This is a genomic window from Streptomyces sp. NPDC029044 (assembly GCF_040637495.1).
Taxonomy (GTDB): Bacteria; Actinomycetota; Actinomycetes; order Streptomycetales; family Streptomycetaceae; genus Streptomyces.
Genome location: NZ_JBEZWN010000014.1, coordinates 104,424 through 121,000, shown reverse-complemented (window position 1 = coordinate 121,000; position 16,577 = coordinate 104,424). Strand labels below are relative to the sequence as shown.

Below are 16,577 nucleotides of genomic sequence, written 5' to 3'. Positions count from 1 at the left end.
TCAGCCCACGTGCACCTTCGGCCGCCGCTTCCGGTCCGGCTCCGCCTCGCGCAGGACCTCGCGGGTCACCGGGGCGACCTCGCCCTGGCCGAACAGGAAGAAGCGCAGGAAGTTGGCGAAGGGTCCGCCCTCGGTCCACTCGAAGTAGATGTGCGGGGTGCGGCCCGTCGCGTCGCGGACGTGCAGCAGCAGCGCGGCCAGGGCGTTGGGGATGGAGGACGACTCCAGGGTCAGCACGCGGTAGCGGCCGTGCAGCACCTCACCGCGTACGGTCAGGCCCGCCTCGAACTCGGACGGGTCGGTGACCGTCACCTCGACGAAGACGAAGTCCTCCTGGCCGGGTACGTCGTTGTCCTGCCGGATCTGCTCGATCTTGTCGCGGTACTCGGCGAGGTCGCGCCGGTCCGGCTCGTTGGCGATGAACTGCATCCGGCGGCTTGCCATGTCGCGGACGAAACGTTCCGCCATGTCGTCCAGCGTCACGCTGGTCACGCGGAGTTCGAACGCCCGGGCCAGCCGTGACAGCAGGGAGACCAGGATGATCCCGGCGATGAAGCAGGCGCCGATCTTCACGCCGTCCGGGCGCTCGATCACGTTGAGCACGGTCGTGTACAGGAACACCGCGGAGATCACCGCGAAGGCGATCGTCCACTTCCGCTGCCGGGCCTTGCGGGCGGCGATCGTCACCGCGATCGCGGCGGAACTGATGAGGACCAGCACGCCGGTGGCGTAGGCGCCGCCCTGGGCGTTGACGTCGGCGTCGAAGATCCAGGTGACCACGAACGCGATCAGCGTGAAGACGATGACCATGGGCCGTACGGCACGGGCCCAGTGCGGGGCCATGCCGTAGCGGGGCAGGTACCGCGGCATCAGATTGAGCAGGCCGGCCATCGCGGAGGCGCCGGCGAACCACAGGATGGCGATCGTCGAGGCGTCGTAGACGGTGCCCAAGGTGTTGCCCAGGTAGTCGTGCGCCAGGTACGCGAGAGCACGGCCGTTGGCCTGGCCGCCCGCCTCGAACTCCTTCTCCGGTATGAGCAGCGTGGTGATGAAACTGGTGGTGATCAGGAAGGCGCTCATGATCAGCGCGGCGGTGGTGAGCAGCTTCTTCGTGTCGCGGATGCGGCCGGTCGGCCGGGCCTCGGTGTCGCCCGGGTCGCCCTTCACATGCGGCATCACGGCGACGCCCGTCTCGAACCCGGAGAGGCCGAGCGCCAGCTTCGGGAAGACGAGCAGGGCGACGCCGATCATGGCGAAGACGTTGCTGTGCTGGGCGGTGAGGGCGCTCGACCAGTCGGTGACCACATGGCCCGCGGTGATGACGTGGTACAGGCCGACCACCACCACGACCACGTTCAGCGCGAGGTAGACGCCGACGAGGGCGACCGCGACGCCGATCGCCTCCAGGAAGCCCTTGAGGAACACCGCGCCCAGCAGCGCCACCAGGACCAGGGTGATCAGCATCTGCTTGTCGTGCAGGACGCCGGTCAGATGCGGATTCTCGACCAGGTGGGTGGAGGCGTCGGCTGCCGACAGGGTGATGGTGATGAGGAAGTCGGTGGCGGCGAAGCCCAGCAGGGTCAGCACGAACAACTTGCCCTGCCAGAAGGAGAGCAGCCTCTCCAGCATCGCGATCGAGCCCTCACCGTGCGGGCTCTCCTCGGCCACGCGGCGGTAGACGGGCAGGGCGCCGGCCAGCGTGACGACGACGAGGACGATGGTCGCGATCGGCGACAGCAGCCCGGCGGCGAGAGCCGCGATACCGGGCTGGTAGCCGAGGGTCGAGAAGTAGTCGACGCCCGTCAGGCACATCACCCGCCACCACGGCTGGCCCCGATGCGGGGGCTCCGGCTCGGCATGGGGCCCGGTGTGGCCGCCGCCCTTGCCCATGTCGGACAGGCCCTCCAGCATCCAGGTGCGCAGACGGCTGGAGGAGGTGGGCTCAGGACGGCTCGGTGCCGGGTGCTCAGTGGTGGCCATCGACGTGCTCCCGAAGTGCGGCTCAGCGTGGTTCCGGCCATCACTGGACGGCCCGATCAGCGTAAGCGGAGCGTGATGCCATGGCCCCTGAATGCGGGGGCCGTACGCGTCAAACTTCCGTTAAGACTCGCGGCCGGGGCGGACGTGGAGGTGAAAACGCGAGCTGAGAGCGCGTGGGGCGGCTCGTCGTGCGCGGAGTGCGGAGCTGATCTTCAGTCCCCCGAGTGGACACCCTGTGTGATCAGGAGCCGGTCGGCTTCGTAACGTTCGTCTGTCAAGCCGAATGTTTCGTCCATTCCTCCCGTCCCTGTCCCGGTCGCAAGATTCAGCGTGCACGAGGGGTTGCCACCGTTTACCCACTGTCTCTAGGGTGCGGCAGCAGCGAACCTTTCTGGAACTACTTCGAAACTTTCGAGGAGCGCATGATGGGCGACCCCGCACTGTCCCGCCGCGGCTTCCTGGCGGCCTCCGCCGCGGCCGGGCTGGGGATGACGGCACTGACGGCATGCGGCGGGGACTCGGACGGAGGGTCGTCCGGGACGACCACGATCGAATGGTGGAACATCTCCACCACCGAGCCGTCCAAGACCGTCTGGGCCGCCCTCGCCCGGAAGTTCGAGGCGCAGAACCCCAAGGTCAAGATAAAGATCGTGCAGATGGAGAACGACGCCTACAAGTCGAAGATGACGGCCCTGACCGCCTCCGGGAAGCTGCCCGACATCTTCCACACCTGGGGCGGCGGCGTACTGAAGCAGCAGGTCGATGCCGGGCTCGTCGAAAACCTCACGGACAGCACCAGACCGTGGGGCGAGGCCCTGCTGCCGGTCGCCAAAGAGCCGTACCTGTTCGACGACCAGGTCTACGGCATCCCGTTCGACATCGGCATGATCGGCTTCTGGTACAACAAGGCGCTCTTCCAGAAGGCGGGCATCGCCGAACCCCCGACCACCTGGGACGGCTTCCTCGACGCCGTACGCAAGCTCAAGGCCGCCGAGGTCACCCCGCTGGCCCTGGCCGGCAAGGAGAAGTGGCCCGGCATGTACTACTGGGCGTACCTGGCGATGCGCACCGCCGGCGCGGAAGCCCTCCAGAAGGCCTACGACAACAAGGACTTCACCGGCGCCCCCTTCGTCGAGGCGGGCGAGCACCTGGAGGAACTCGTCGGACTCCAGCCGTTCCAGAAGGGGTTCCTCGGCGCCGCCTACTCCTCACCCACCGGCCAGGCCGCCACCGTCGGCAACGGCAAGGCGGCGATGGAGCTCATGGGCCAGTGGGCGCCCACGGTGCAGGCCGACGCGGGCAAGGGCCTCGGCAAGGACCTCGGCTTCTTCCCGTTCCCCGCGGTCGAGGGCGGCAAGGGAGCCATCACCGAGGTGTTCGGCGGAGGCGGGGGGCACGCCCTGCGCCGGGGCGCCCCGCAGGAGGCCGTCGACTTCCTCAAGTTCTTCGCGTCCGAGGCGACCGACCTGGAACTGGTCAAGAAGACCGGCGTCCTGCCCGTGGTCCCCGCGGCCGAGAGAGCCATCGCCGACCCCAACATCAAGGCCGTACAGGCCCAGCTGAAGGCGGCCACCGGCTTCCAGCTCTACCTCGACCAGGCCTACGCGCCCGCCGTCGGCCAAGAGGTCAACGACAGTGTGGCGGCTCTCATCGCCGGCTCCAGGTCGCCCGGACAGGTCGCCCAGTCGATCACGAAGACCGCGAAGGAAGAGCAGTAGCCGGCGATGACCTCCACGTTCCTGCCGGACAAACGGACCGGCCCCGGCGCCGGTTCCCCGCCGCCGGCCGCCGGCCCACGGCCCTCGGGGCGGGCCCGGCGACGCGCGCTGCACTGGCTCACCGCGGCCGGCTTCCAACTCCCGGCCCTGGTGCTGTTCATGGGGCTCGTGCTGCTGCCGATGCTGTTCGCCCTGTACGCCGCGTTCTTCCGCTGGGGCGGCTTCGGCATGCCCTCCGACTACATCGGCGGCGAGAACTTCAGCCGGCTCCTCCAGGACGACGTCTTCCTCGGCGACCTGTGGCGCTGCCTGCTCCTGGTGGTGCTGTCACTCGCAATCCAGCTGCCGTTCGCGCTCGCCATGGCCGTGCTGCTCAACCAGCGGATGCGCGGCCGGGCCGTCTACCGGATGCTGTTCTTCGCCCCCTACGTCCTGTCCGAGGCCATCACCGGAATCCTCTTCGGCATGATCTTCGCCCCGGACGACGGCTTCGCCGACCAGGTCCTCGGCAAGGTCGGCCTGGAAGGGCTGGGCGGGGAGTGGTTCGCGGATCCGTCCACCGTCATGGCGACCGTCTTCCTGGTCATGACCTGGAAGTACTTCGGCTTCCACATGATGCTGTATCTCGCCGGGCTCCAGGCCGTCCCCCGGGAACTGACCGAGGCGGCGCTCATCGACGGGGCGAGCGCCTGGCAGCGGTTCCGCAACGTCACCCTGCCGCTGCTCGCACCCACCCTGCGCATCAGCGTGTTCCTGGCGGTCATCGGGTCGATCCAGCTCTTCGACCTGGTGTGGGTCACCACCGCGGGCGGTCCCGACCACCGCTCGGAAACCATGGCCGTGACCATGTTCCAGTACGGCTTCAAGCGCTACCAGGTCGGCTACGCCAGTGCGATCAGCGTGGTCATGTTCGGCATCAGCCTCGTCTTCGCTCTCGCCTACCAGCGGTTCGTGCTCCGGCGCGATCTCGAAGGGGCCACCACGACCATGCGGGGGGACGGAAAGTGACCGCCAGTCGGAAGACCCGTGAAGGCGGCAGGACCTGGGGCCTGCACCTCGTCCTCACCGCCGTGGGCGCGGTCATGGCCGTCCCCCTGCTCTACGCCGTGCTCTCCGGCTTCAAGACCACCGACGAGCTCTCGCGCAACCCGGTCGGTCTGCCGGAGTCGTGGGTGACCTCCAACTACGCCCAGATCCTCGGCTCGGGCGACTTCTGGCGGCTGATCGGCAACAGCACGCTGATCGCGGTGGGCACGACCGTCCTGATCGTCGCCGTCTCCGCCCTGTCGGCGTTCTCCTTCGCGCGGTTCGCCTTCCGGGGCCGGGAGGCGCTGTTCACGCTGTTCACCATGGGGCTGATGTTCCCCTTCGCGGTGGCGGCCCTGCCGCTGTTCCTGCTGCTGCGCTCCCTGGACCTGCTGGACAACCCCCTCGGCGTGATCCTCCCGCAGGCCGCCTTCGGACTGCCCATGACGATCATCATCCTGCGCGGCTTCTTCCGGCAGATCCCCGGCGAGCTGGAGGAGGCGGCCACGCTCGACGGGTGCAGCTCCTTCGGCTTCTTCTGGCGGGTGCTGCTGCCCATGGCCCGGCCCGCGCTCGGCACCGTCTCCGTGCTGGCCGTCGTCACCAGCTGGAACAACTTCTTCCTGCCGCTGCTGGTGTTCACCGACGCGCAGTGGTGGACGCTGCCGATCGGCGTCCAGCAGTTCCAGGGGCAGTACTCCGCCGAGTACGCCAAGGTCTTCGCCTATCTCGTGCTGGCCATGGTGCCCGCGCTCGCCTTCTACTCGGTTGCCGAGCGTCAGCTCGTCGGCGGCCTCACCGCCGGCGCCACCAAGGGCTGACGCGCTCCGTCAACGTACGGCTCTGCCCACCCACCTGTCGTGAGGAGTCGCACCATGCGCACCACCCGTCTGAGACTCGCCGGCGCCGTCGCCGCGCTCCTGGTCGCCGCCGGCCTCGCAGCCGGCACCCCCGCCCAGGCCGACCACCAGCAGCCCACCCTCGCCGACCTCGCCCAGCGGCACGGCCGCTACTTCGGCAGTGCCACCGACAACCCCGAGCTCGTGGACGGGCCCTACAAGGCCCTGCTCGGCAGCGAGTTCGACCAGATCACACCCGGCAACGGCATGAAGTGGTACGCGACCGAGCCCCAGCAGGGCGTCTTCGACTTCTCCCAGGGCGACGAGATCGTGAACCTCGCCCGGGCCAACCGGCAGAAGGTACGCGGCCACACCCTGGTCTGGCACAGCCAACTGCCCGAATGGCTCACCAGCAGGGAGTGGACGGCCCCGGAGCTGAGGGCCGTACTGAAGAAGCACATCCAGACGGAGGTACGGCACTACCGGGGCAAGGTGTTCGCCTGGGACGTCGTCAACGAGGCGTTCAACGAGGACGGCACGTACCGGGAGTCGGTCTTCTACAAGACGCTCGGCCCCGGTTACATCGCCGACGCGCTGCGCTGGGCGCACCAGGCCGATCCGCGCGTCAAGCTGTACCTCAACGACTACAACATCGAGGCGACCGGCCCGAAGAGCGACGCCTACTACCGGCTGGCCAAGGAGCTGAAGGCCGCGGGCGTCCCGCTGCACGGCATCGGCCTCCAGGCCCATCTGGCCCTCCAGTACGGCTATCCGGCCACCCTGGAGGACAACCTCCGCCGCTTCTCCCGGCTCGGCCTCGACACCGCGCTCACCGAGGTCGACATCCGGATGGAGCTGCCCGCGACCGAGGAGAAGCTGGCGCAGCAGGCCGAGTGGTACGCCGACCTGACCAAGGCGTGCCTGGCGGTACGCCGGTGCGTCGGCATCACCCTGTGGGACTACACCGACAAATACTCGTGGATCCCGGCGTTCTTCCCGGGCGAGGGCGCGGCCCTGCCGTGGGACGAGGAACTCCGGCGGAAGCCGGCGTACTTCGCGCTGCGTGAGGCGCTCGGCGGGAGGTAGCCGGGGCTGACGGCGCCTCCGGCGGCAGGGGGCGCCGTCGGCACGCGGTCAGCGCTCCTGCCGGTCCAGCAGCGCGGCGAGCTGCTGCGCGGTGAGCGGCCCACCGTCGCGTACGGGCCTGCCGATGTCGGACGGCCAGACGGGTCTGACACGAGCGACGAAGTCCGCGAAGTCCTTCCGCAGGTACCGCGGATCGGACGGCTTCAGCCGGACCTGCTGACGGCGGTCCGCCCACCAGACCTCGAAATCAGTGACGGTGCCTTCGGCGGGCCATTCCTCCGCCCGCCCTGGCAACAGCAGGACGTCGACGAAGCCCCCGACGCCCAGGCCGACATCCACGAAGATCCCGATCGCCCCGGGGCTGGGCACCTTCACGACCGTGCCCCGCAAGACCTGCCCGTAGCGCAATCTCCCCCGAATCCGCTCCCACTCCGCATCCGTAGCCACACGGCAATTCTCGCAGCCGCCCGGCTCAGGCCGGAGGTGCGGTGCTGGCCCGTACCACCAGGTCGGTGCCCAGTTCCACCCGCGGTGAGTCCGGCTGTTCGTCGCGGGTCAGCCGGAGCACCGTGCGCACGGCCAGTTTGCCCATGTCGGCCAGGGGCTGGCGGACCGTCGTCAGCGGCGGGGCCGACCAGCGGACTTCCGGAAGGTCGTCGAAGCCGACCACACTCATGTCCTGCGGCACCCGCAGCCCGCGCCGGCGCAGCGCCTCGATCGCGCCGAGTGCCATCTGGTCGCTGGCCGCGAACAGGGCGGTCGGCGGCTCGGGGAGGTCGAGCAGGGCGGCGCAGGCGGTGAACCCCGATTCGGGGCGGAAGTCGCCGGGGACGACGAGGGACGCGTCCGGCGTGATGCCGGCGCCCTCCAGGGCCGCGCGGTAGCCGTCCAGACGGGCCCGGGAGCACAGCAGACGGGGCGGGCCGGCGATCAGGCCGATCCGGCGGTGGCCGAGGGACAGCAGGTGCTCGGTGGCCGCCAGGCCTCCCGACCAGTTCGCCGCGCCGATCGTGGGGGCGTCCAGGGCGGGGGAGCCCGCCGGGTCGACGACCACCAGGGGCACGCCGAGGATCCGCAACTCCTCGTGCAGCGTGGGCTCCAGGGCCGATGTCACGAGGATGACGCCGTCGGAGGCGCGGGCCCTGAGGTTGCGCATCCACTCCCGGGCGTCGCCCGAGCGCCCGTGGATGGCCGACACCACCGTGCCCACCCCGGCTGCGTGCGCGACCTCCTCCACCCCGCGGATGATCTCCACGGCCCAGGGGCTGTCGAGGTCGTTGAAGACCAGGTCGAGCAGGGCGGCACGGGCGCCGGGGGCCGCGGGACGCCTGCGGTAGCCGTGGCGGCGCAGGAGGTCCTCGACCCGGGCCCGGGTCTGCGGCGACACGTCGGACCGGCCGTTGACGACCCGGGACACCGTCGGTACGGACACGCCGGCCTGCCGGGCGATCTCCGTGATCGTGACCTTGCCCTCGGCGTCGGCCCCACCTGCTCCCACTTGCCCACCTCCGTCGACGGGTGACCGCGAAACTTCCAGGAGTCTTCCGGAAAACGGGCATCCGTGGGAAGGCGTACGAGCCGGGAACGGCACGTCGCGAGGGGTGACGGTGAGTGACGTCCCCCGGACATGCGTCGGGGCCGGTTCGCAGGGTGTCCTGCGGCCGGCCCCTCAAGTGTGCCGGCGGGGCGTCGCCCCGCCGCGCGGCCTCAGGCGGCCGTCATCACCTGGCCCGCCAGCGGACGGTGCGGGGCGATGGCCCGGCCGTCCGGCAGGAGTTCGCCGGTGTCCTCGAAGAGCACCACGCCGTTGCACAGCAGGCTCCATCCCTGCTCCGGGTGGTGCGCCACGAGGCGGGCGGATTCCCGGTCGGCGGATTCCGCTGAGGGGCACTGGGTCTGGTGCTGGCACATGGGTGGGATCTTTCGCTGGGTCGAGATGGACGATGAGACTGAGTTGTCCGAGTCGGCTGTCGTGTCTGTTCCGCGGCTAGAAGTGTCGTTCATGGCCGCCCCCCGTTGTGATAAGTCGTCGGAACCCAGTGTTGCCCCACGGGCGTCAATCCGCAGGGATTTCGCGGCACCGCTTCTCACAGGTTCATGACGCGTCACCCGCGCGGACGGTTCATCCCAACTGCACTGTCCCTTTGGGTGGTTCGCGGTGGCCGAATGGGGCTAGTCCGCTCGGGCGGCATCCCTTTCCGGCTCGTACGAGCTGTTAGTTGCTCGTACGAGCGATCGTGTGAGGGGTAAAGCGATCGTGTGAGCGACCGGGCGCACCATTGACGCCGGACGGAGAAATGAACGACCCCGCCGCCGTAATTCGGCGGCGGGGTGCGAGGGGCTGCGCGGCGCTTCAGGCTGGTGAGCCGAGCAGTCTGGTGGGAGTCACCCGGTGGGTCAGCACCGGGAGGAGTTCGGCGACGCGGTGCGGGCGATGGGCCGCGATGCCGGGAGGTGCGGGCGCCAGTGGGACGAGCAGGTCGGTGGCGGCGGGGTGGCCGGCGGCACCGTCCGCGGTGCAGTCCTCGTGCAGCCAGAGCGTCAGCATGTACAGGCCGGGCACCGACAGCAGGCGGGGCTGGTACGACTGCGGCATCGTCTCCGCCTGGCGCAGGGCGCGTTCGGTGGACGTGATGTACGGGCCCTCGAAGAAGTGGGAGAAGGTCCAGCCGTCGGGAGTCAGCATGGTCTCCGCCGCGGCCACGGCGTGGTCGCCGCAGCGGATCAGGAAGCGCCACCCGGCCAGCCGGGTCGCGGACACGCCCTCGGCCGTCACGTGGTCGAGGACGTGCACGGGCAGGGGGAGCTCGGGTGTGGCGGGTCCCTGGGTGCCGAGCAGGGAAGGTGTTCGGGCTTCGCGGACCGCGGTGGGAGAGGAGAGCGCGGTGAGGACGGAACGGAGTGCGGGCGCGGGAGCCGGAGGGACATGCAGCGGCATGGTGGGTCGCCTCTCATTCAAAGGCACGGTGGCGCGAGGGCGGGGGCGGACGGCGCTGTCAGCTCACGAGGGTCAGAGAGGCAGGGGCCGGGGTCATGAGAACGCGAGGGGGGTGGGGTCCGCGTCGCCTCGACGGCAGGACCCATCGACCGTGGGCGCCAACCTTCTGCCTTGTTCGCGGAGTTTATACGACACGGGTTCAGACTGTGTTTCGTCTAGCCGTTTCCGGTGAGTAGAACAAGGATACATTCGGTCGGCGATACGCGAGAATCATCCTGATTTCAGGTGGGGGTGCACTGCGGTGACCTCGGCGAATGCCCGCGAACCGGTCGGCCCATTCTCGTCGGCGTTTTTCACGAGTTCCTGGGGCCCTGAAACCTGTCCTGTGCGTCATGCCGAGTGAATGTGCCACCGGTCACTCGTGACCAGCGTAACGGCCGACGGGTCCGGCCGGGACGTTATCGATCGCTTTGGCTGGGCATCCTCCACCTGACCGGGACCCCGGCGGCCCTGGATCCTGGCCCGCAACACCGAGGAAGGACGTTCGATGGGGGAGAAGGTCGCGGCAGGCCGGTTCGACCTGGCCGATCGCCAGCGCTACCGCGACAAGCTGCGTCAGTGCCTGACCGGCTTGGAGCGACTCCTGGCGGAGAAGCGGTTCGATCGCCCCAGGAACCTCATGGGGCTGGAGATCGAGCTGAATCTCGCGGGCGCCGACGGCATGCCGAAAATGTTGAACGGGCAAGTCCTCGAACGCATCGCGAGCCGTGATTTCCAAACAGAACTCGCCATGTTCAATCTGGAAGTCAACATTCCCCCACACCGTCTGGGGGGCCGGGTATTCGACCGCCTCGCAGAAGAACTCCGTACGTCACTGGCATATGCCGACCGGAAAGCCGGCGAGGTCGACGCCGGTATTGTGATGATCGGTATTCTGCCGACTCTCGACCGTGACGACCTGGTGTCGTCGAACCTCTCCGACGTCGACCGGTACACCCTCCTCAACGACCAGATCGTGGCCGCCCGCGGCGAGGAGTTCACCCTCGACATCGACGGCGTGGAGCACCTGAGCTGCACCTCCAAGTCCATCGCGCCGGAGGCCGCCTGCACCTCCGTGCAACTGCACCTCCAGGTGACCCCGGCCCGCTTCTCCGACGTGTGGAACGCCGCCCAGGCGGTCGCCGCCGCGCAGATCGCCGTCGGCGCCAACTCGCCCTTCCTCTTCGGCCGTGAGCTGTGGCGCGAGTCGCGGCCCCCGCTGTTCCAGCAGTCCACCGACACCCGCCCGCCCGAGCTCCAGGCCCAGGGCGTCCGGCCGCGCACCTGGTTCGGGGAGCGCTGGGTCACCTCGGCGTACGACCTCTTCGAGGAGAACCTGCGCTACTACCCGGCCCTGCTGCCGATCTGCGACGACGAGGACCCGCTGAAGGTGCTCGACCAGGGCGGCACGCCGTCGCTCGCCGAACTCGTCCTGCACAACGGCACGATCTACCGCTGGAACCGCCCGGTCTACGGCATCGCCGACGGCGTTCCGCACCTGCGCGTGGAGAACCGCGTCCTGCCGGCCGGGCCGACGGTCATCGACGTCATCGCCAACGCGGCCTTCTTCTACGGCGTCGTCCGGGCCCTCGCCGAGGAGTCCCGGCCACTCTGGACGCGGCTGCCGTTCGAGGCGGCCGCCGCCAACTTCGACGCCGCGTGCAAGGAAGGCATCGACGCCCGCTTCACCTGGCCCCGGCGCGGCCGCTACAGCGGCACCACCCAGGTCGACGCCGTGAGCCTGATCCGCGACGAACTGCTGCCGCTCGCCGAGGCCGGACTGGACGCCTGGGGAGTCGAGCCGGCCGACCGTGATCTGTACCTGGGCGTGATCGAGGAGCGGTGCCGCCGCAGGGTGAACGGGGCGAGCTGGCAGGCCGCCACGTTCCACAAGGCACTGGACGCGGGCCTCTCCCGGGACGACGCGCTGGCCGCCACGACCCGGCGGTACCGCGAGCTGATGCACAAGGGCGACCCGGTCCACACCTGGCCGGTGGGACCGCCGGAGCCGGTGTCGCCGGACTGACCGCCGCCGTCGGGGTGACGTCCCCCTGCCGCCATACTGATCCGACACGTCGGTGAAGTGGAGGCAGGTGTGCAGGCGGAGGCGAGCCCGGCGGGCGGTTCCATTCCCCAGCAGGGGCTCTCACGGCGGATGCTCCGCAACGAGACGCTGCTGGTCCTCGCGCTGTCGCTGGGCGCGAGCGGAGTGTCCGCGCTGATCAGCTTCATCGGGTCGGTCACCAAGCCGGGCGGCCTCAAGGACCAGGCGGCCACGATGAACGCCTCGGCCGCGCCGGGCCGGCCCTGGCTCGACCTCGCCTGGCAGCTCTTCGGCATCACCACGGCGCTCGTTCCCGTCGCGCTCGTCGCGCACTTCCTGCTCCGCGAGGGCGCGAGCCTGCGCACCATCGGCTTCGACCGCACCCGGCCGTACTTCGACCTCGGCCGCGGGGCGGCGATCGCGGCGGTGATCGGCAGCACCGGCATCGCCTTCTACCTCGCGGCCCGCGGGCTGGGCTTCAACCTCACCGTGGTGCCGGAAGCGCTGCCGCCGGTGTGGTGGAAGTATCCGGTGCTGATCCTCGCGGCGATCCAGAACGCGGTGCTGGAGGAGGTGATCGTCGTCGGTTACCTGCTGCGGCGCCTGGACCGGCTGGGCTGGACCCCCGCGGCCGCGCTGGCCGGCAGCGCCGTGCTGCGCGGCTCGTACCACCTCTACCAGGGCATCGGCGGCTTCATCGGAAACATGGTCATGGGCGTCGTCTTCGTCTACCTCTACCGGCGCTGGGGGCGAGTCGGCCCGCTCGTGGTGGCCCACTCGCTGCTCGACATCGGGGCGTTCGTCGGGTACGCGCTGCTGGCGGGCAAGGTGGGCTGGCTGCCGACGGCGTGACGCACCACGAAAGGGGGCGTACGACTCTGTCGTACGCCCCCTTCCCGTTCCTCAGGCCAGCAGGTCGCCTTCGATGACGGTGACGGCCCTGCCGGTCAGCAGGGTGCGGTCGCCGCGCAGCTTCGTCCGGACGCGGCCGGAGCGGGGGGAGGCCTGGAGCCCGGTGAGTCCGGAGCGGCCCAGGCGCTCGGACCAGAACGGGGCCAGGGCGGTGTGGGCACTGCCGGTCACCGGGTCCTCGTCGATGCCCACGTTCGGGAAGAAGCAGCGCGAGACGAAGTCGTAGCCCCGGGCGGGGTCCTCGGCGCGGGCGGTGGCGATGAGGCCGCGCTCGGAGTGGGCGGCGAGGGCTTTCAGGTCGGGGCTGAGGCCGTGCACCGTCTTCTCGTCGGCGACCTCGACGAGCAGATCGCCCACCTTCGGGCCGGTGTCGAAGGCCGTGAGCGGTTCGGCGCCCAGCGCCTCGGCCAGGCCGCCGGGCGGGTCGACGCGGGTGAGCGGGGCCGTCGGGAAGTCCATGGTCACGGAGCCGTCCCCGGCGGGTGTGGCGACGAGGACGCCGCTGCGGGTGGCGAAGCGCACGGGGCCCTCGTGGGCGCCGGTCGTGTGCAGCACGTGGGCGGTGGCGAGGGTCGCGTGGCCGCACATCGCGACCTCGGTGGCCGGCGTGAACCAGCGCAGCGCCCAGTCGGCCTCGGCCCCCTCGGGGAGCGGGTGGGCGAAGGCCGTCTCGGCGTGGTTGACCTCCAGGGCGACGTTCTGGAGCCAGGTGTCGTCCGGGAAGGAGTGGGCGCCGGTCAGGAGCAGGACCCCGGCCGGGTTGCCGGAGAAGGGGCGATCGGTGAAGGCGTCGACGATTCGGATGCGCATGCCCCGACGCTAGGGCTCCCACGAAGCCGCAGGCCAAGGCCAATTCACGGGGGCTGGACCGATTCTGCCGCCCGGGCTTCGCCGGGAGGGCCTTGTCGTTCGAGCTTCACCGATATATCGTTGAAGCATCGCGACAGATCAACGATGGAATGGAGAGTGGTTGCGATGCGTACCCACGGATTCGAGCGTGGACATGGACACGGTGGCCCGCACCACGGTCGGGGCGGCTTCGAAGGGCTGCGTGCGGCCTTCGGTCCGTTCGGGCCGGGCGGCCCCGGCTGGGGCGGGCCCGGCGGACCGGGCTTCGGTCCCGGCCCCTGGGGCGGACGAGGACGCGGGGGGCCGAGGGGAAGGGCACGGCGCGGTGACGTGCGCGCCTCGATCCTGGCCCTGCTGAAGGACCGGCCGATGCACGGCTACGAGATGATCCAGGAGATCGCCGAGCGCAGCGGCGGGGCGTGGAAGCCCAGCCCCGGCTCGGTCTACCCGACGCTCCAGCTGCTGGAGGACGAGGGGCTGATCACCAGTGCGTCCGAGGGCGGCAAGAAGCTGTTCTCACTCACCGAGGCGGGCCGCGAGGCTGCCGAGGAGGGGCCCGAGGCGCCTTGGGAAGAGGCCTCCCGCGGGGTCGACTGGGAGGCCCTGGGGGAAATCCGCCAGGCCGGCTTCGGTCTGATGGAGGCCTTCGGGCAGGTCTGGAGGACGGGAAGCAAGGAGCAGCGGGAGAAGGCGCTGGCCGTCATCAACGAAGCTCGTAAGAAGCTGTACCTCATCCTCGCCGACGAGGACTGAACCTCGTAGCGGGAAGGCGCCCCCGGTTTGTTCCGGGGGCGCTTGTGCGTGCCGGGGCCGGACTCAGGTCACGAGACCGTCCAGCCTGCGCAGTGACTCGTGCAGGGCCGCCGTGGCCGAGTCCTTCAGCTTGCCCGCCATCAGGGACACCGTCGCGCCCGTGAACTCGCCGTCGATGCGGACCCTCGTGGCGTCGCCGTCGGGTGTGAGGGTGTAGCGCGTCGCCACCGTGACGGCCATCGGGCCCTTGCCGCGGATCGCCAGCACGCGTGCCGGTTCCAGTGCCTCGACGGTCCACGCCACCTCGGCCGGGAAGTTCATGAGCCGCATGTTCTCCTGGAACGTCGCACCCACCTCCAGGGGCTCGGGGCCGCCCGACGGGAAGCTCGTATGGGTCGCGTTCCACTCGCTGTGGGAGGACCAGTCCGTGAGCCTGGCCCACACCTTCTCGGCCGGTGCCCCGATACGTGCCTCCGCGCTGACTTCGGCCATGCGACCACCTCTTCGTGTCGGGGCTGGGTGTCGCGGAACGTAGCCGTGGCGGCCGCAATGTTCAATACTGACGAACTGTCAGGTGCGAGGCCTCCGTCCGAGTCTGTCTGATCTCCTCCCTAAGGAGGAGATTCCGCTCACTGAGGTCCACTCCCCGTGGGACGCGAAAATGCTTCCCGCCGGGGATGACCCGGGCCCGCGGGACTGGTGGGGTAGAGGACGTGCAACCCCTTATCCCCCGGCAGTCGGCCCATGAGCACGGCATTCAGCGCGTGGACAACGATGCCAGGCTCAGTGACGAGCTGGCGTCGGTGGTCGGCGGTGCCCGGCGCCGGGCCGTCCGGGACGGGGACCGGCAGATCGACACCGCCCATCTGCTCCACTCGCTGCTGGAGTCCGACCCCGAGGCGCGTTCCGTCTTCGGGGAGGGACCGCAGATCGCGCGGCTGCTCGGCTATCTCGTCCAGCGCAGCATCGGCTACGGCCTGCGCTGGCAGAGCGGCGTCGAGGACTCGGGCGCCGTCCCCGTGGTGACGGAGACGGCGGGATTCTCCCCGCTCGCCGCCGCGTGCATGGAGGACGCCTGCGAACGCGCCGCCGTTCGCGGCGGACCGGCCCGTGGCACCGACCTGCTCGCGGCGATCGTCGCCGACCCGCAGGCCCGTGCGGTCGAGGTGCTCGAACGGGCCGGCGTCGACCCGCGCGAGGTGACTGCCCGGCTCGACGACCGGTCCGGCCGCTCCGGGGAGTGCGGCGAAGCCACCTGCTGAGCGGTGGCGTGAGCAGGTATCCCCGTCCAGGCAGTGAGACAGGTGCCATAGGGGATGACGCTCCTGTCGCGGCCTGCCATCATGTGCCGGTGCGTACCTCTGACAGCAGCGTGAGCGGACGCGGCAGGGGTGTGGGGCTCGGCCTCGCGCTCCTGTCCGCGGTGGCCTTCGGCGGATCCGGTGTCGCGGCCAAGCCGCTGATCGAGGCGGGCCTGGACCCGCTGCACGTGGTCTGGCTGCGCGTGGCCGGGGCTGCCCTGGTCATGCTGCCGCTCGCCGTGCGCCATCGCGCGCTGCTGCGGCGGCGCCCCGGCCTGCTCGCCGGGTTCGGGCTGCTCGCCGTCGCCGGTGTCCAGGCCTGCTACTTCGCGGCCCTCTCCCGCATCCCCGTCGGAGTGGCGCTGCTCATCGAGTACCTGGCACCCGCGCTCGTGCTCGGCTGGGTGCGGTTCGTGCAGAAACGGCCCGTGACGCGGGCCGCGGCCGTCGGTGTCGTGCTCGCGGTCGGCGGACTCGCCTGTGTCGTCGAGGTGTGGTCGGGCCTCGGCTTCGACGCCCTGGGACTGCTGCTCGCGCTCGGCGCGGCCTGTTGCCAGGTCGGCTACTTCGTCCTGTCCGACCAGGGCAGCGACGCCGGGGAGGAGGCGCCCGACCCGCTGGGCGTCATCGCCTACGGGCTGCTCGTCGGCGCGGCCGTGCTGACCGTCGTCGCCCGGCCCTGGACCATGGACTGGTCGGTGCTCCAGGGCACCGCGAGCATGGACGGCAGGCCCGTCGCCGCCGCCGTCCTGCTGGCGTGGATCGTCCTCGTCGCCACCGTCGTCGCCTACGTCACCGGTGTGGTCTCCGTGCGGCGGCTCTCCCCCCAGGTCGCGGGCGTCGTGGCCTGCCTCGAAGCGGTCATCGCCACCGTCCTGGCCTGGGTCCTGCTCGGCGAGCACCTCTCGGCACCGCAGATCGCCGGTGGGGCGATCGTGCTGGCGGGTGCCTTCATCGCGCAGTCGTCGACGCCCTCGAAGGGTTCCGCGCAGCCGGTGGCGAGCGGCGGCCCCGAAAGGGAATTGTCCCGGCGCGGAACCAGCGCATAGGGTGTCGATCATGCCTTCGAACGCACTCGTTCTTCCGCCTCCG

The 16,577-nt window shown here is 70.2% G+C and carries 16 protein-coding genes; 9 read left to right on the top strand and 7 right to left on the bottom strand.

The genetic code is table 11. The features are described from left to right. On the bottom strand, positions 1–1,980 hold the full coding sequence (locus AB0E85_RS15265; protein ID WP_361926517.1) for an amino acid transporter: 1,980 nt from the start codon (positions 1,978–1,980) through the stop codon (positions 1–3). 425 nt (positions 1,981–2,405) lie between these two features. Between AB0E85_RS15265 and AB0E85_RS15260 the strand changes: the two genes are divergently transcribed. From AB0E85_RS15260 to AB0E85_RS15245, 4 genes are read left to right on the top strand one after another with little or no spacing between them, the layout of a single operon-like run. Continuing rightward, positions 2,406–3,698 carry an extracellular solute-binding protein gene (locus AB0E85_RS15260; RefSeq protein WP_361926515.1) on the top strand — a complete coding sequence of 431 codons (1,293 nt, stop codon included), beginning with the start codon at positions 2,406–2,408 and terminating at the stop codon, positions 3,696–3,698. A 6-nt stretch (positions 3,699–3,704) separates the two neighbouring features. After that, complete coding sequence (locus AB0E85_RS15255) at positions 3,705–4,706, top strand: sugar ABC transporter permease (RefSeq protein ID WP_361926512.1); 1,002 nt, start codon at positions 3,705–3,707, stop codon at positions 4,704–4,706. After that, positions 4,703–5,545, top strand: coding sequence for a carbohydrate ABC transporter permease (locus AB0E85_RS15250; RefSeq protein ID WP_361926509.1), 843 nt, complete (start codon positions 4,703–4,705; stop codon positions 5,543–5,545). The genes AB0E85_RS15255 and AB0E85_RS15250 overlap by 4 nt, the downstream gene beginning before the upstream one ends. A 54-nt stretch (positions 5,546–5,599) precedes the next feature. Then, on the top strand, positions 5,600–6,649 hold the full coding sequence (locus AB0E85_RS15245) for an endo-1,4-beta-xylanase (RefSeq protein ID WP_361926507.1): 1,050 nt from the start codon (positions 5,600–5,602) through the stop codon (positions 6,647–6,649). Positions 6,650–6,697: 48 nt separating this feature from the next. Here AB0E85_RS15245 and AB0E85_RS15240 read toward each other — a convergent pair whose 3' ends face one another. The 4 genes from AB0E85_RS15240 to AB0E85_RS15225 form a co-directional block, all read right to left on the bottom strand. Further along, positions 6,698–7,096 carry a hypothetical protein gene (locus AB0E85_RS15240; RefSeq protein WP_361926504.1) on the bottom strand — a complete coding sequence of 133 codons (399 nt, stop codon included), beginning with the start codon at positions 7,094–7,096 and terminating at the stop codon, positions 6,698–6,700. A 25-nt stretch (positions 7,097–7,121) separates the two neighbouring features. After that, a complete protein-coding gene (locus AB0E85_RS15235; protein WP_361926501.1) occupies positions 7,122–8,147 on the bottom strand; it encodes a LacI family DNA-binding transcriptional regulator in 1,026 nt (341 codons plus the stop codon). A gap of 209 nt (positions 8,148–8,356) precedes the next feature. Then, positions 8,357–8,560, bottom strand: coding sequence for a DUF5999 family protein (locus tag AB0E85_RS15230; protein ID WP_033307435.1), 204 nt, complete (start codon positions 8,558–8,560; stop codon positions 8,357–8,359). A 442-nt stretch (positions 8,561–9,002) separates the two neighbouring features. After that, positions 9,003–9,587 (bottom strand): hypothetical protein, encoded by a 585-nt coding sequence (locus tag AB0E85_RS15225; protein WP_361926497.1) that lies wholly within the window; start codon positions 9,585–9,587, stop codon positions 9,003–9,005. Positions 9,588–10,134: 547 nt separating this feature from the next. Between AB0E85_RS15225 and AB0E85_RS15220 the strand changes: the two genes are divergently transcribed. Then, positions 10,135–11,652, top strand: a complete 1,518-nt coding sequence (locus AB0E85_RS15220; protein WP_361926494.1) for a glutamate--cysteine ligase — start codon at positions 10,135–10,137, stop codon at positions 11,650–11,652. A gap of 69 nt (positions 11,653–11,721) precedes the next feature. Beyond that, positions 11,722–12,522, top strand: a complete 801-nt coding sequence (locus AB0E85_RS15215; protein WP_361926491.1) for a type II CAAX endopeptidase family protein — start codon at positions 11,722–11,724, stop codon at positions 12,520–12,522. Between the two features lie 51 nt (positions 12,523–12,573). Here the strand turns inward: AB0E85_RS15215 and AB0E85_RS15210 are convergent, their stop codons facing one another. Next, a complete protein-coding gene (locus AB0E85_RS15210) occupies positions 12,574–13,392 on the bottom strand; it encodes a PhzF family phenazine biosynthesis protein (protein WP_361926489.1) in 819 nt (272 codons plus the stop codon). A gap of 165 nt (positions 13,393–13,557) precedes the next feature. Between AB0E85_RS15210 and AB0E85_RS15205 the strand changes: the two genes are divergently transcribed. Continuing rightward, a complete protein-coding gene (locus AB0E85_RS15205; RefSeq protein WP_361926487.1) occupies positions 13,558–14,184 on the top strand; it encodes a PadR family transcriptional regulator in 627 nt (208 codons plus the stop codon). A gap of 63 nt (positions 14,185–14,247) precedes the next feature. Here the strand turns inward: AB0E85_RS15205 and AB0E85_RS15200 are convergent, their stop codons facing one another. After that, the gene (locus AB0E85_RS15200; protein WP_361926485.1) at positions 14,248–14,676 is read right to left on the bottom strand and encodes an SRPBCC family protein; all 429 of its coding nucleotides are present in this window, start codon (positions 14,674–14,676) and stop codon (positions 14,248–14,250) included. A gap of 185 nt (positions 14,677–14,861) precedes the next feature. Between AB0E85_RS15200 and AB0E85_RS15195 the strand changes: the two genes are divergently transcribed. Both AB0E85_RS15195 and AB0E85_RS15190 read left to right on the top strand, forming a co-directional pair. Beyond that, positions 14,862–15,446 carry a Clp protease N-terminal domain-containing protein gene (locus AB0E85_RS15195; RefSeq protein ID WP_361926483.1) on the top strand — a complete coding sequence of 195 codons (585 nt, stop codon included), beginning with the start codon at positions 14,862–14,864 and terminating at the stop codon, positions 15,444–15,446. An 83-nt stretch (positions 15,447–15,529) separates the two neighbouring features. Then, positions 15,530–16,534, top strand: coding sequence for an EamA family transporter (locus AB0E85_RS15190; protein ID WP_361926480.1), 1,005 nt, complete (start codon positions 15,530–15,532; stop codon positions 16,532–16,534). Positions 16,535–16,577: the final 43 nt, after the last annotated feature.